This window comes from Baekduia sp. (assembly GCF_035685985.1).
Classification (GTDB): Bacteria; Actinomycetota; Thermoleophilia; order Solirubrobacterales; family Solirubrobacteraceae; genus Baekduia.
Genome location: NZ_DASRZV010000013.1, coordinates 14045 through 28835 on the forward strand (window position 1 = coordinate 14045; position 14791 = coordinate 28835).

The 14791-nt window shown below is 75.2% G+C and carries 14 protein-coding genes; 8 read left to right on the forward strand and 6 right to left on the reverse strand.

The features are described 5' to 3' along the window. Window positions 1-4 precede the first annotated feature (4 nt). Window positions 5-892: a glycosyltransferase family 2 protein gene (locus VFG42_RS05185; RefSeq protein ID WP_324905972.1), complete on the reverse strand. Its 888-nt coding sequence runs from the start codon at window positions 890-892 to the stop codon at window positions 5-7. Then, window positions 889-1893 (reverse strand): glycosyltransferase family 1 protein, encoded by a 1005-nt coding sequence (locus VFG42_RS05190; RefSeq protein WP_324905973.1) that lies wholly within the window; start codon window positions 1891-1893, stop codon window positions 889-891. The genes VFG42_RS05185 and VFG42_RS05190 overlap by 4 nt, the downstream gene beginning before the upstream one ends. Window positions 1894-1947: 54 nt before the next feature. On the opposite strand from VFG42_RS05190, the gene VFG42_RS05195 reads away from it, so the two are divergent. The 6 genes from VFG42_RS05195 to VFG42_RS05220 all read left to right on the forward strand — a co-directional run bounded on the left by VFG42_RS05195 (window position 1948) and on the right by VFG42_RS05220 (window position 8849). Then, window positions 1948-3189: an NAD(P)/FAD-dependent oxidoreductase gene (locus VFG42_RS05195; protein WP_324905974.1), complete on the forward strand. Its 1242-nt coding sequence runs from the start codon at window positions 1948-1950 to the stop codon at window positions 3187-3189. Then, a complete protein-coding gene (locus tag VFG42_RS05200; RefSeq protein ID WP_324905975.1) occupies window positions 3186-3839 on the forward strand; it encodes a DUF1365 family protein in 654 nt (217 codons plus the stop codon). Before VFG42_RS05195 ends, VFG42_RS05200 begins: the two co-directional genes overlap by 4 nt. After that, complete coding sequence (locus VFG42_RS05205) at window positions 3836-5107, forward strand: cyclopropane-fatty-acyl-phospholipid synthase family protein (protein WP_324905976.1); 1272 nt, start codon at window positions 3836-3838, stop codon at window positions 5105-5107. Before VFG42_RS05200 ends, VFG42_RS05205 begins: the two co-directional genes overlap by 4 nt. Window positions 5108-5126: 19 nt before the next feature. Continuing rightward, window positions 5127-6290: a glycosyltransferase gene (locus VFG42_RS05210; protein ID WP_324905977.1), complete on the forward strand. Its 1164-nt coding sequence runs from the start codon at window positions 5127-5129 to the stop codon at window positions 6288-6290. 82 nt (window positions 6291-6372) lie between these two features. Then, window positions 6373-7323: a glycosyltransferase family 2 protein gene (locus tag VFG42_RS05215; RefSeq protein WP_324905979.1), complete on the forward strand. Its 951-nt coding sequence runs from the start codon at window positions 6373-6375 to the stop codon at window positions 7321-7323. After that, on the forward strand, window positions 7320-8849 hold the full coding sequence (locus tag VFG42_RS05220; protein WP_324905980.1) for a hypothetical protein: 1530 nt from the start codon (window positions 7320-7322) through the stop codon (window positions 8847-8849). The genes VFG42_RS05215 and VFG42_RS05220 overlap by 4 nt, the downstream gene beginning before the upstream one ends. Here the strand turns inward: VFG42_RS05220 and VFG42_RS05225 are convergent. From VFG42_RS05225 to map, 3 genes are all read right to left on the reverse strand, one after another. Further along, entirely contained in the window at window positions 8846-9742 is an 897-nt protein-coding gene (locus tag VFG42_RS05225) for an ABC transporter permease (RefSeq protein ID WP_324905982.1), read from the reverse strand. The two genes, VFG42_RS05220 and VFG42_RS05225, sit on opposite strands and share 4 nt — an antisense overlap. Beyond that, on the reverse strand, window positions 9739-10545 hold the full coding sequence (locus VFG42_RS05230) for an ABC transporter ATP-binding protein (RefSeq protein ID WP_324905984.1): 807 nt from the start codon (window positions 10543-10545) through the stop codon (window positions 9739-9741). The genes VFG42_RS05225 and VFG42_RS05230 overlap by 4 nt, the downstream gene beginning before the upstream one ends. An 82-nt stretch (window positions 10546-10627) precedes the next feature. Continuing rightward, entirely contained in the window at window positions 10628-11368 is a 741-nt protein-coding gene (map, locus tag VFG42_RS05235; protein WP_324905986.1) for a type I methionyl aminopeptidase, read from the reverse strand. A 30-nt stretch (window positions 11369-11398) separates the two neighbouring features. Between map and VFG42_RS05240 the strand changes: the two genes are divergently transcribed. Further along, window positions 11399-12118, forward strand: coding sequence for a class I SAM-dependent methyltransferase (locus VFG42_RS05240; protein WP_324905988.1), 720 nt, complete (start codon window positions 11399-11401; stop codon window positions 12116-12118). Then, entirely contained in the window at window positions 12115-12519 is a 405-nt protein-coding gene (locus tag VFG42_RS05245; protein ID WP_324905990.1) for a hypothetical protein, read from the forward strand. The genes VFG42_RS05240 and VFG42_RS05245 overlap by 4 nt, the downstream gene beginning before the upstream one ends. Here VFG42_RS05245 and VFG42_RS05250 read toward each other — a convergent pair. After that, window positions 12475-13755 carry an acyltransferase gene (locus VFG42_RS05250; protein WP_324905992.1) on the reverse strand — a complete coding sequence of 427 codons (1281 nt, stop codon included), beginning with the start codon at window positions 13753-13755 and terminating at the stop codon, window positions 12475-12477. The genes VFG42_RS05245 and VFG42_RS05250 overlap by 45 nt on opposite strands. Window positions 13756-14791: the final 1036 nt, after the last annotated feature.

Consider the following 14791-nt stretch of genomic DNA (forward strand, 5'->3'; position numbering starts at 1 on the left):
GGCGCTACCCGCGACGCGCGGCGGCCAACGCGCGCAGCCGCGCCCACTCGCGGCGGGCGTCCCGGCGCAGCGCGGCGCGGGCGGCGCCGCGGGTCGCGAACGTCAGCGCCTGGGCGGCGTCATCGAGCGCCAGCGCGCGGGCGCCGAGGTTGGCGCGCACGACCTCGCGCCGGCGCCGCGCCAGCAGCGCGTGCGGCTCGCCGCCGTAGGCCGGGCCGGTCGAGTGCCCGCCGCGGTGCTCCATCGCCAGCCGCGGATGCAGGATCGTCGGGACGCCGGCCGCCCGCGCGCGCAGGCAGAGGTCCAGGTCCTCGTAGAACAGGAACTGCTCGGGGTCGAACGGGCCGAGCGCCCGCAGCGTCTCGGTCCGCGCCGCGACCGCGGCGGCGATCGCCCAGCCGACGACCCGGTCGTCGGGCTCCTCCGCGCGCCACGGGTCGGCGGCGTGGCGCAGCGGCCCGGGCAGCGCCCGCGGGTGGACGACCGCCGGCAGCAGCTCGCGCGCGCGGCCCGGCAGCGGATGCGCGCTGCGCTGGACCGAGCCGTCCGGGTTGAGCAGGCGCGGCACGTGCAGGGCGTCCTCGCGACGGGCGTGGCGCGCGAGCTTCTCGACGACCGACGCCTCGCCGACGACGACGTCGGGGTTCAACAACAACGTGACCGACGCGGTCACGCGCTCCAACCCCATGTTGTTGGCCGCGCCGAAGCCGACGTCGCCGGCCTCCAGCACCTCGGCGCCCCAGTCGCGCGCCACCCGCGGGCCGTCGTCGGACGACCCGGCGTCGACCACGACAACTTGGGGCCGCGGGCTGACCGCGGCCAGCGACCCGAGCAGGCGCCGGAGGTCGTCGAGCGAGTCGTGCAGGACGACGACGATGCCGACGCCGGTCACGGGCCCGCCGCCCCTTCCAGGACGGCGCGCAGCTCGCGCGCCGCGTCGGCCCAGGTGCGGGACGGCGGCAGCTCGGCGACGAGCGCCGCGCGCCGCGCCGGGAGGTCCCGCAGCGCGCGCGCCAACGCGTCCGCGTCCCCGGCCGGGACGCGCAGCGTGCCGGGCAGCCGCAGCGTGGGGAGGTCGGAGACGATCGACGGCGTGCCGTGCGCGGCGGCCTCGCGCGGCGTCAGGCCGAAGCCCTCCAGCCGCGACGGGAGGACGACCGCGAGCGCGCCCGCGTAGAGCGCGTGCAGCTCGGCGTCGCCGACGTGGCCGAGCACGGTGGCGCCCGGCGGCACCTCCGCGCGGCCCTCGCCGGCGATCAGCAGCTCGGTGTCCGGGTCCAGGCCCGCCCGCGCCCACGCGTCCGCCAGCACGTCCAGGCCCTTGCGCGGCTCCAACGCGCCGACGTAGAGGAAGTACGGGCGCCCCGGGCGCGGCGCCACCTCGCGCGGCGGCGCGTCGATCCCCGGCTCGACCACCGACGCGGTCACGCCCCAGCGCTCGCGCACCTGGTCGGCGACCGACGGCGCGTCGCAGACCACGGCCCGCGCGCGCCGCGCGATCGACGGCGGCCGCGCCGCGCGGTGCCAGAGGCGCTCGTAGCGCGTGAAGTCCCGCGGCCGGTCCTCCCACGACAGGTCGTGGACGGTCAACACGTAGGGGTCGCCGACCGCGACCGGCGCCGGGGCGGGCAGCCACGTCACGTCCACGTCGCCGCCCAGCAGCGTGTCGATCCGCGGGAAGCCCGCGACCGCGCCCGCCAGGTGCAGCGCCCGCGACGGCAGCGCGGTCCGGCGCAGCTCGACGCCCGGCACCGGCTCGACCGGCTCGCGGCCGGGCACCAGCGCGCGCACGTCGACGCCGTCGAGCGCCGCGAGCGCCTCGGCCATCCGGCGCGTGAACCGCGCGACGCCCCGCCGGGCCGCCAGCGCACGGGCGTCGATCCCGACGAGCATCGGCGGGACGCTATCGCGAGTGATCCGGCGGCGGCGCACGCCCGAAGAAGAGACGTGAGGATCGCCGTCATCGGGGCCGGGATCTCCGGCCTGGTCGTCGCCCACCAAGCCCATCGCGCCGGGCACGACGTGCACGTGCTGGAGGCCGGGGGCTACGCGGGCGGGCACACGAACACGATCCGGGTCGACGAGCCGGACGCGACGCTCGACGTCGACACGGGGTTCATCGTGTTCAACGACCGCAACTACCCCAACTTCGAGCGGCTGCTGGGGCAGCTCAAGGTGGAGTGGCAGCCGTCGGAGATGAGCTTCGGCGTCGGCGACGAGCACGGGGACTTCGAGTATGCGTCGACCTCCCCGAACGCGTTGTACGCCAAGCGCGCGCACCTCGCCTCACCGGCCTTCCACCGGATGATCCTCGACGTGCGGCGCTTCCAGCGCGAGGCCCGGGCGCTGCTGGCCTCCGACGAGAACCCGTCGCTGGCCCAGTGGCTCGACGACCGCGACTTCAGCCCGGCGTTCGTGCGACGGCTGATCGTGCCGCAGGCCGCCGCCGTCTGGTCGGCCGATCCCGAGCAGATGTGGACGTTCCCGGCGCGCTTCCTCGTCCAGTTCTTCGACCACCACGGGATGCTCGACCTGCGCGGGCGCCCGCGCTGGCGCGTGGTCCGCGGCGGCTCCCGGCGCTATGTGGAGGCGCTGACCGCGCCGTTCGCCGACCGGATCCGCCTGCGCGCGCCGGTGCGCTCGGTCGTCCGCGGCGCCGACGACGTGCGCGTCGACGGCGAGCGCTTCGACCACGTCGTGCTCGCCACCCACGCCGACCAGACGCTCCGGATCCTCGGCGACGACGCCACGCCCCTGGAGCGCGAGCTGCTGTCCGCCTTCCCGTACGCGCCCAACGAGGCCGTCCTGCACCACGACCGCCGCCTGCTCCCGCGCCGGCGCCGCGCGTGGGCGAGCTGGAACTACCACCTGCTCGACGCGCCGCCCGGCAGGCCGACCGTCACCTACCACATGAACCGCCTGCAGTCGCTGCGGGGCGCGCGGCGGCAGTGGTGCGTGACGCTCAACCGCAGCGAGGCGATCGACCCCGACGCGATCGTGCGCACGATCCAGTACGCGCATCCCGTCTTCACGCGGCGGGGGATGGTCGCGCAGGGGCGCGTCGAGGAGATCTCCGGCGGCCGGAGCCGCACGCACTTCGCCGGCGCCTACTGGGGCTGGGGCTTCCACGAGGACGGCGTCGTCTCGGGCCTGCGCGTCGCCCGCGAGCTGGGGATCGACACGCCGTGAGCGCCCCGGCGCTGTACGAGGGCACGATCCGCCACCGCCGCTTCGCCGTGCGCCGGCGCGAGTTCCGCCACCGGATCTCGATGGTCTACGAGCGCCCCGGCGCCCAGGCGGAGGCCACGGCGCGCGCGGCGGCGGGCCCGGGCGCCGACGGCGCGATCCTCGCGCTGACGCAGCGCCGGATCCTGGGCGTCGGCTTCAACCCGGTGTCCTTCTACTTCTGCCACCGCGCCGACGGCACGCTGCACGCCGTCGTCGCCGAGGTCACGTCCACGCCGTGGCGGGAGACCGACCGCTACGTGTTGCTCACGCGCGCCGACGCCGACGCCGACGCCGCCCGCGTCGAGCGCACCGAGGTGCGCAAGCGGATGCACGTCTCGCCGTTCCTCGCGATGGATCAGCACTACGTTTGGGCGACCACGCGGCCCGGCGACACCCTGTCCGTGCACATCGCCGCGCGCGATGGCGACACCACGGTCTTCGACGCGACGCTCAACCTGCGTCGCCGGCCGCTGACGCGCGCGGGGCTCGCGCGCCACGCGCTGCTGCGCCTGCGCGTCCTGCCGCTGATCTACGGCCACGCGCTCGTGCTCGCGGCGCGGCGCGTCCCGGTGCATCGCCACCCGCGGGCCGGCGAGGCGCGCCCGTCATGACCGCCGCCGCGACCACCGCCACCGCCGCGCGCCGCGCCGTCCTGGCCGTCCTGCGGCGCGGCGTCCGCAGCGGGCGCCTGACCGTCGTCGAGCCCGACGGCGCCCGCCACGCCTTCGGCGGCCACGGCGCGCCCGAGGCCACGGTCGTCGTCCACGACGCGCGGGCGTGGCGGCGGATCCTCCTCGGCGGCAGCCGCGGCATGGCCGAGGCCTACCGCGACGGGCTCTGGGACGCGCCGGACCTGACCGCGGTGATCCGCGTCGCCGCCCGCAACATCGCCGGCCTCGACGCGCTGCGCCGCCGGCTGACCCCGCTCCGCGAGCCGCTGCAGCGCGGGCGCGCCGCCTTCCGCCGCAACACGCCGCGCCGCAGCCGTCGCGACATCGGCGCCCACTACGACCTCGGCAACGAGCTGTTCGCGCTCTTCCTCGACCCCACCATGATGTACTCGGGCGCGGTCTTCACCCGCCCGCGCATGACGCTGGAGGAGGCGTCGGTCGCCAAGTTGGACATGATCTGCGACAAGCTCGCGATCTCGCCCGAAGACCATGTCCTGGAGATCGGCACCGGCTGGGGCGGCTTCGCGCTGCACGCCGCCGGCACCCGCGGCTGTCGCGTGACCACGACGACGATCTCCCGCGCGCAGCACGACCACGCGGTCGCGCGCGTCCGGGCCGCCGGGCTCCAGGACCGCGTCACGGTGGTGATGGAGGACTACCGCGACCTCACCGGCCGGTACGACAAGCTCGTGTCGGTCGAGATGATCGAGGCGGTGGGGTGGAAGGACTTCGGCACGTTCTTCGGCGTGTGCTCGGACCGCCTGGCGCCCGACGGCGCGATGCTGCTGCAGGCGATCGTCATGGACGACCGCGCCTACGCCGTCGAGCGCGCGTCCAAGTCCTTCATCCGCACGCTGATCTTCCCCAACGGCTGCCTGCCGTCGCGCGAGGTGATCGCCCGCTGCGTCGCGCGCGACACCGACCTGCGGACCGTCCACCTGGAGGACCTGACCCCGCACTACGCCGAGACCCTGCGGCGCTGGGGCCTGAGCTTCGCGGCGGCCGAGGGCGAGTTGGAGGCCTTGGGCTACGACGAGCGCTTCCGGCGCCTCTGGCGGTTGTACCTGGCCTACTGCGAGGCCGGGTTCGCCGAGCGTCGCATCGGCCTCGTCCAGACCGTGCTGGCCAAGCCGCGCTGGCGGCCGACGGCCGCCGCCGTGCCCGCTGCGTCCGACGCCGCGGAGGCGGCCGTCGTCACGACTCGTTGACAAATAGACTCGCCGACGCATGCCGTCGTCGGAACCCAGGGTCGCGCTCGTCCACGACTTCCTCCTGGACCTGCGCGGTGCGGAGCGCGTGTTCCTGGTGCTCTGCGAGCTGTTCCCCGACGCGGACATCTTCACCGCGGTCTACGACCCGGAGGGGACCGAGGGGCGCTTCGAGCACCGCCGGGTGCACACGTCGTTCCTGCAGCGGCTGCGCCCCAACTCCACGTCGTTCCGGCCGCTGCTGCCGCTCTACCCGTACGCCATGGAGGCGCTCGACCTCCGCGGCTACGACCTCGTGCTCAGCAGCTCCAGCGCGTGGGCGCACGGCGTGCTGCCCTCGCCGGACGCCGTCCACGTCTGCTACTGCCACAACCCGTTCCGCTACGCGTGGAACGAGCGCGACGCGACGCTGGCCGGGCAGCACGCGCTGCTGCGGCCCGCGCTCGGCCTCGTGCTGGCGCGCTGGCGGCAGTGGGACTGGATCGCCGCCCAGCGCGTCGACCGCTACATCGCCAACTCCGAGACGACCCGCCGTCGCGTCGCGCGGTACTTCACGCGCGAGGCCGAGGTCGTCTACCCGCCGGTCGAGGTCGAGCGCTTCGCGCCGGGCCTCGTCGGCGAGCACTACGCGGTCCTGTCGGAGCTGATGGCCCACAAGCGGATCGAGCTGGCGGTCCGCGCGTTCAACGAGCTCGGACGGCCGCTGGTCGTCATCGGCGACGGCCCGGACGCCAAGCGCCTGCAGCGCCTGGCGGGCCCGACGATCCGGTTCGCCGGACGCGTCAGCGACGCCGAGGTCGCGCGCCTGCTGGCGACCTCGCGCGCGCTGGTCGTCACCGCGACCGAGGAGTTCGGCATCGCCGCCGTCGAGGCGCAGGCGGCCGGGCGCCCGGTCGTGGCGCTGGACGAGGGCGGCGTGACGGAGTCGGTGCGGGAGGGACGCACCGGCGTGTTCTACGACGAGGCGACGCCCGAGGCGCTGGCGGCCGCGGTCACGGCGTTCGACCCGCTGTCGGTCGACCCGGCCGACTGCGTGGCCAACGCCCACCGCTTCTCGGTCGACGCGTTCGCGCGGGAGATCCGCGCGATCGTCGACCAGGCGCTGGCGGCGGGCCCGAGCCCACGCGGCGACCGCCGCCGCCCGGCGCGCGGGCTGGCGCTCGCCGGCCGCCGCGCGGCGTGAAGGCGAGACGCCTCGCCCAGGGGGCTCGGGTTCCGGGCGCGTGCTCGCCGGCGCTCCCACGCGCGTTCTCGGAAGGGCCGCGGTGAGGGTCGCGGTCGTCGTCCCCAACCACGACGGGCGCCGCTGGCTGCCCGGGATGCTCGCCGCGCTACGGGCGCAGACGCGGCCGGCGGACCGGATCGTCGTGGTCGACGACGGCTCGCGCGACGACAGCGTCGCGTGGCTGCGGGCGCAGGGCGTCGAGGTCGTCGCGCGCGCCGTCAACGGCGGCTTCGCGGCGGCGGTCAACGACGGCCTGCGAGCGACGGCCGACTGCGACGCGGTCGCGCTGGTGAACACCGACGTCTCCCTGGCGCCCGACTGGCTGGCGCGCATGGTCAGCGCGCTGGAGGCGCATGGCGAAGCGGGCGCGGTGGCGGGCAAGATGGTCGGGATGGACGATCCCGGCCTGATCGACGACACCGGCGACGCGCTGCGGCGCGACGGCGTCTGCGAGCAGCGCGGGCGCGGCCACCGCGACGCGGGGCAGTTCGACGCGCCCGGCGAGGTCTGGGGCGCGTGCGCGGGCGCGGCGCTGTACCGGCGCGCGGCGGTGGAGGCCGTCGGCGGCTTCGACGAGTCCTACGGCATGTACTTGGAGGACGTCGACCTCGCGCTGCGCCTGCGGCTGGCGGGGTGGACGACGCGCTACGAGCCCGCGGTCGCGCACCACGCGGGCGCGGGCAGCGGCAGCGCGGTCGGGTACTACGTCGCGCGCAACACGGTGATCTTGGTCGCGCGCTGGTTCCCGGCGCGCTGGCTGCCCTACGTCGCCTACCGCCAGGCCTCGTGGCTGGCGGACGCCGCCCGCCGCGGGCCGCGGGCGCTGGCCGAGCACCTGCGCGGCCTGGCGGCGGCGGTCCCGCGCCTGCCCGGCGCCTGGCGCGCGCGCCACGGCGTGGGCGGGACGCAGCGCGACGCGATGGAGCGCGCGGTGCCCGCGCGCCCCTGGCGCGGGCCGCGGGCGGGCGGGCATCCGGAGGCGGCGCGATGAGCGACGGCGCGATGAGCGGCGGCGAGGCGGCCGAGCCCCGGCCCACCACGCGCCGTCCCTCCGACGGCTTCTTCCGCGTCCACGTCGAGGCGACGCCGCTGCGGCTGGTCGTCCTCGGCCTGCTGGCCTTCGCGTTCGCGACGATCGACATCCGCGCGGGCATCGGGCCCCACGACGAGGGGCTGATGCTCCAGTGGGGCCACCGGATCGCCTCCGGCGAGTGGCCGTACCGGGACTTCTGGGCCAACTACATGCCGGGAGCGCCGTACCTGCAGGCGCTGCTCGGGCCGTCGCCGGTGACGTGGCGCTGGGTGCGGGCCGCGATCGCCGGGATCTGCGCGGTGCTGGCCTACCTGCTGACCAAGCGCGAGACCACCAACGACCGCTGGGCGCTGGCCGCGTGGGCGGCCGTGGCGGCGGCGATGGCCTGGCCGCTGACGCCGGGGCCGACCGCGCCCGCGACCACGCTCGCGCTCGGCGCCGTGCTCGCCGGGCGGCGCCGCAGCGGCCTGGCGGGCGGCCTGGCCGGCCTGGCGTTCCTGTTCCGGCCCGAGGTCGGCGTGGCGGCGGCGATCGGGGCCTACATCTTGGGCGGGCGCGAGCACGGCGGCCGCCGCGTGTGGTGGGTCTTCGGCGCGGTCGCGCTGATCGGGATGCTGCCGTTCCTGATCGTCGCGCCCGGCGACTTCCTGTCGCAGACGTTCGGCTTCGCCGGCCTCCAGCACCTCCAGCGCCTGCCGTTCCCGCTGGCACCGCACACGTTGGACCCCAACAAGGTCCTGGAGCACGACTTCCCGGCGGTGCTGGTGCTGTTCTCCGCGCTGTGGGCGATCGCGACGCTGTCGCGGCGCACCGCCTGGGCGCTCGTGCCGCTGCTGGTCGTCGGCCTGGCCTACCTGCTGGCGCGGACCGACGAGTTCCACCTCGTGCCGCTGGCCGCGGTCCTGGCCGTCGCGCTGGCCGCCGGGGCGGCGCGCGACCGGCGCGTGCCCTGGAAGGTCGTGCTCGGCGCGGGGCTGGCGCTGATCATCGTCAACGGCCTCGACCGCGAGCTGGGCAAGGTCACCGACGGCACGCGGCTGGCCGGCGTCGACCTGCCGGCGCTGCACGGCGTGCGCACCGCGCCCGACGACGCCCACGCGCTGGAGGAGCTCGCCGCGGCGGTCGACCGGCGCACCCGGCCCGGGTCCTACCTGCTCAGCGCGCCGCCGCGCTACGACCGCGTCCGCGTCGGCGACACGTTGTTGTACATCGCGCTGCAGCGGCGCAACCCGACGCGCTACGACGTCGTCCAGCCCGGCGTCGTGACCACCGCCAAGGTCCAGCGCGAGATGGCCCGCGACCTGGAGCGGACCAGGACCCCGCTCGTCGTCCGCTGGCTGTCGCCCGCCGCGACCATGACGGAGCACAACGGCTCCGGCCGCTCCAGCGGCGTCCACCTGCTCGACGACTACATCGACACGCACTACGCGCCGGCCGGGCGCTTCGGGGACTACCTGCTGCTGGCGCGCGACCCGGGGCGCTAGAGGTCCCGCCGCCGGAACGCCCAGGCCGCGACGGCCAGGACGACCACGAGGTACAGCACGCACCACGGCACGAGCAGCGGCCCGGCGTCGTGGGAGCCGCCGAGCGGGCCGAGCTGGACGATCGCGCCCGCGACGCCGGGGACGTCGCGGACCAGCAGCCGCAGCGCGTCGCGGTAGAGCGCCTCGTAGGGCAGCGCCCAGGAGCCGACCGAGGCGATGTGCTGGAGGGTCGGCGAGGGGATCGCGTCGCCGATCGCGCCGAGCAGGCCGGCCAGGAGGCCCGCGCCGTAGGTCATCAACACGAGGATGCCGTTGGCGGTCGCGCCGAGGAAGACGGAGCCCAGCAGCGACAGCGCCGCGATCAGCACCGCGGCGCCCGCCAGCCGGAAGCCCGAGGCGAAGGGGTGCTCGGGCCACCAGTGGCCGATCGCGCCGGTGACGAGCACCGCGCCGAGGTAGACGACCAACACGTACAACCCGCTGACGACGGCGGCGGCCAGGAAGCGACCCAACAGGTACTGCGCGCGGCCGAGCGGCCGGACGACGAGCGGTTGCAGCAGCCCGCTCTCGGCGTCGCCGCGCACCGCGCCCGCGGTCAGGAACGTGGCGAGCACGACGCCGAGGAACAGGCCGCCGAACATCGCCAGCCCGACGATCGTGGAGCCCGCCAGCGCCTTCGCGTCCAGGCCGGTGGAGCTGTTCTGGAAGCCGCTGACGTCGTCGAACAGCGCGCTGCAGCCCCAGGCGTAGAGCCCGCCGAAGGCCACGGTCAGCACGAGCACGACGACCAGGACGCGCCGGCGCAGCGCCTCCTGCAGCGCGTGGCGGGCGACGATGAGGATGCCCGGAATCGCGCCCGGAACCGCGCCCCCTGGGTGCGCGTCGCGCGTCATCGGGCGTCCGCCACCGTGTCGAGGTACACGTCCTCCAGCGTCGAGCGCCGGACGCGCACGCCGTAGATCCGCTCGCCGGCCGCGACCAGCTCGGCGACGATCCGCGGCACGTCCGCGCGCCCGGCGCCCTCGAACACGCGCGTCCCGCTCGCCAGCTCGACCTCGACGCCGCTGCCGCGCTCCAGCTCGGCCGGCGTGCCCGCCGCGACGACCACGCCCTTGTCGATGATGATCACGCGGTCGCAGACCTGCTCGACCTCGCTGAGCAGGTGCGTGTTCAACAGCACGGCCACGTCGCGGCGGCGCAGCTCCTCCAGCAGGTCGCGCACGGTGCGCCGCCCGCCGGGATCGAGGGCCGACGTCGGCTCGTCCAACAACAACACACGCGGCCCGCCGACCATCGCCTGCGCCAGCCCGAGCCGCTGCTGCATGCCCTTGGACATCGCCTCCACGCGCGTGCCCGCGTCGTCCTCCAGCCGCACGAGCTCCAACAGCTCGCCGCGTTCCCGCGCGCCGCCCTCCGAGCCGGTCAGGCGCTGGTGCAGGACCAGCACCTCGTCGGCCGTGCACCAGCCGGGGAAGCGGAACAGCTCGGCCAGGTAGCCGAACGGGCGCTGCAGGACCACGGAGCCCGCGGTCGGCCGGACCAGGCCGCAGGCGATCTTCGTCAGCGTCGACTTCCCGGCGCCGTTCGGACCCAACAACCCCACCAACTCGCCATCGCCGACCTCCAGGTCGACGCCACGCAGCGCCTCGTGGCGGCCGTAGCGCTTGCGCACCCCGGCGACGGCGAGCGCGCTCACGCCGGAGCCACGGCAGCCGCGGGAAGGAGCCCCTGGCGAGTTCCCGCCCGGAAGCCGAGCCGCCAGGCGAGGTCTTCCGCGCTCAAGCCGTCAACACCAGCGGGGCGCCTGCCTGGATGACGATCGTGTTCTCGGCGTGCGCGGAGAGCGAGCCGTCGGCGGTCTTGACGACCCATTGGCCGTCCTCGACGACGTCGCCGTGGCCGGCCGCGATGATCGGCTCGATCGTGATGACCAGGCCCTCGGTCAGCTCCGGCGACGGGCCGGGGCGGTCGACGGAGAAGATCGTCGGCTCCTCGTGGATGCGGCGGCCGATGCCGTGGCCGGTCAGCGTGTCGCAGACCGAGAAGCCGCGCTTCTCGATCTCGCCCTGGACGGCGATCCCGATGTCGTTGGCCGTCGCGCCGGCGCGGGCGACCGACATCCCCTTCTTGAGCCCCGACTCGGCGGCGCCGATGAGCTTCAGCGCGCTCGGCTTGACCTTCGACCCGACCGGGACCGTCCGGCACGCGTCGGCGTAGAACCCGTCCAGCTCGGCGGTGACGTCGAGCTTGACCAGCTCGCCCTCGCGCAGGCGCCGCGGGCCCGGGATGCCGTGCACGGCCTCGTCGCCGACCGAGATGCAGATCGTGCCCGGGAAGTTGTAGTCCAGCTGCGGTCCGGACCGCGCGCCGTGGGCGGCGAACACGCGCGCGGCGGCCGCGTCCAGCTCGCCGGTCGTCACGCCGGGGCGCACGAGCTTGCGCAGCTCGCGGATCGTCTGGGCGACCACGCGCCCGGCCGCCTTGAGCGCGGCCAGCTCCTCGGGGGTGTCGACGGACATGCCCGACACGGTACGTGGTTGGATGGAGGGGTGAGCACCGACGTGGTCGACGAGACCGAGCTGTGGGACCTCGAGACGCTGGCCGGCGCGCGCCGGCTCGGCGACTGGATGTTCGAGCAGTTCGCGCCGCTGGTGCGCGGGCGCGCGGTCGAGGTCGGCGCGGGGATCGGCACGTTCTCGGAGCGGATGCTCGAGCACGGCGTCGACGAGGCGCTGCTGATCGAGCCCGAGGTGCCGTGCGCGGCGCGGCTGCGCGAGCGCTTCGGCGCGCGCGGCGACGTCACGGTCTCGCGCGACCTCATCCCCGGCTCGCCCGCGCTGGACGCCTGGGCGGGCAGCGTCGACTTCCTGCTCTGCCAGAACGTGCTGGAGCACATCGCCGACGAGCGCGACGCGGTCGGCGCGATGGCCGAGGCGCTGGCCCCGGGCGGCGCGCTCGGGCTGCTCGTCCCGGCCCACCCGTGGCTGTTCGGCAACCTCGACCGCCGCTTCGGCCACGAGCGCCGCTACACCCGTGACCACCTGCGCGACGTGATCGAGGGCGCGGGCCTGCGCGTCGAGCGCCTCTACTCCTTCAACATGCTCGGCGTGGCCGGCTGGATCGTCAACCGCCACCGCCGCAACCCGCAGATCGACGCCCGCTCGCTGCGCGCCTACGAGCTGCTGCTGCCGCCCTTCCGCGCGCTGGAGCGCCGCCGCACGCCGCCGTTCGGGCTCAGTTTGATCGTTCACGCGCGCAGGCCCGCATGACCGTTGCGCTGCGCGTCGCGCTCGTCGTCGCCGGGGTCGCGCTGGTCGTCGCGGGCGTGCGGCGCGAGCAGGGCCACGACGCGTGCGCGTCGGCGCGGTCCGACACCTTCAACATCGCGCTGAAGCGCGCGCCCGCGAGCGACGCGCCCGCCGTCGCACGGCGTCTCACCGCGCACTGCCGCGACACCGCGATCATCGCCGAGAGCGCGGTCGCGCTGCTGCGCGTGGACCAGACCGGGCCCGCGCTCGCGCTGGCCCGGACCGTCACGCGCCGCGAGCCGGACGTCCGCAACGGCTGGGTCGCGCTCTCGCTGGCCCAGCGCAAGGCGGGCGACGCGCGGGCCGCCGACGCCGCGCTACAGCGCGCGCGCCGGCTCGATCCCGTCGGCCTGCGCCGCTGAGACGGTTCCGGCGCTCGCGGGTGCCGGGGCGCGCCGCCGCGGCCGCGGGTCCTTGAACTTCAGGATCGGCCGCTCGACCAGGTAGTAGCTCAAGGTCGCCGCCACCGCCGCCACGCCGAAGACGACCAAGGTGTAGATGACGAAGCTGCCGTGCGAGGTCCAGTCCTGGACCTTGATGAACTTCTCGGTCAGCGGGTGGTGCCAGAGGAAGATCCCGTAGGAGATCAGCCCGAGCCAGGCGACCGGCCCGAACGCGAGGATCCGGTGCGGCAGCGAGCGCGGCGAGACGATCGCCACCGTCGCGGGCACCGCGATCGCCACGGCGATCAACCCGTACAACAGGTGCTCCCAGAACCAGTCGCTCGCGGTGTAGACCTGCGGCGCGGTCGTCGGCAGGCCGATGTGGGTGACGATCGCGATCAGCCCGGCGGCCACGATCCACGAGATCCACGGGCGCCGGTCCAGCGCCCGCAGCGGCGCGGGCCGCACGTCGGCGCGGTGGTAGCGCGCGCTGACCACCGCCAGCGCCATCCCGAACGCGAACCACAGGAACGTGCCGGCGACCGTCCACGAGACCGTGTTGGGGTAGACCGACGAGCGGTGGTAGGACCACATCCGCACCGCGAACGACGCGGCGCCCAGGACCGCGAGCGCGACCAGCTCGGCGCGGACCTGCACCTTCACCGGCCGCCCTTCGAGCAGCCGCGCGCCGCCGATGGCCAGGAACGGCAGCAGGATGTAGAACTGCATCTCGCAGGCCAGCGACCACACCGTGTTGATCCCGCCGCCGATCCACGCGACCTTCAGGTTCTGCAAGAACCCGTAGTAGACGGGGACGTGGCCGAAGACGTCGCCGCGCAGGCCGGGCCAGATCGCCAGCACGGTCAGCGCCAGCCAGTAGGCAGGGACGATCCGCAGCAGCCGGCGGCGTCCGTAGCGCAGCACGCCGGGCGCCGGGCGGCCGTCCAGGCGCGCCGAGACGAACGGGCGGTACAGCAGGAAGCCCGAGATGATGAAGAACAGCGCGACGCCCATGTCGAAGCGCGAGATGACCCGGCCGAGCTGCCCGTGGCCGTTGAACCCCGAGATGAACGAGGTGTGGCCGATCAACACCATCAACGCGGCCACGGCGCGGAGGCCGTCGACGAGCGGGAACCGCGGGTTGCCGGGCGGGGGCCGCAGCGCCTCCGGGGCCTCTTCCGGGATCGCGGTCCCGGGCGTCTCGTGGCCATGCATCGGCCGCCGAGTCTACGCTTGGCCCCATGCGGTTGACCTTCCGGCGCGCGCTGCCGGCCATCGCGCTGCTGGCGCTCGTCGTGCGGGTCGTCTACGTGCTGACCACCAAGGACTTCCCGGTCGTGGGCGACGCGCTCGCGTTCCACCTGGAGGGCCAGCACCTGGCCGACGGCGAGGGCTTCCGCCGCGCGCTGGAGGACCAGCCGACCGCCGAGTACCCGCCGCTGCACATCGTCTTCGTGGCCGTCGCCGACCTGCTCGGGCTGCACTCGATCACCGCCCAGAAGCTGTTCTTCAGCGTGATCGGGACCGGCACCGTGGTGCTCGTCGCGCTGCTGGGGCGGGAGGCGACGCGCTCGGCGCGGGTCGGCGTCGTCGCGGGCCTGATCGCGGCGCTGTACCCGATGCTGTGGATGCCCGACGGCGCGCTGATGGCCGAGACGACCTACGGGCTGTTCGTCACGGCGACGCTGCTGGCGGCGGTGCGGCTGCTGCGCGCGCCGTCGACCGGGCGGGCGGTCGCGCTGGGCGTCCTGGGCGCCCTGGCGGCGCTGACGCGCGGCGAGGGGCTGGGCCTGTTGGCACTGCTCGGGCTGGTGATCGCGTGGCGCGTCAAGCCGACCTGGGGTGAACGCGCGCGTCTCCTCGCGGTCACCGCGCTCGCCGTCGTCGTCGTGATCGCGCCGTGGACGATCCGCAACCTGGCGACGTTCGCCACGCCGGTCCCGATCTCGTCCAACGCCAACGAGATCTGGGTCGGCGCCAACTGCCACGACGTCTACTACGGCCCGCTGATCGGCTCCTGGAAGTTCGACTGCTACGGCGCCCGGCCCGCGGGCGACGAGGCGCAGCGCGCCGTCGAGTACCGGCGCCGCGGGCTGGACTACATGAAGGACCACGCCGGGCGGTTGCCGGTCGTCGCGGCGGCGCGTGTCGGGCGGCTGCTGGACGTCTACCGACCGTGGCGGCAGGGCGCGTTCATCAGCGCGGGCGAGGGCCGCCACCCGCGCGCCACGCACCTCGGGCTGGTCTTCTA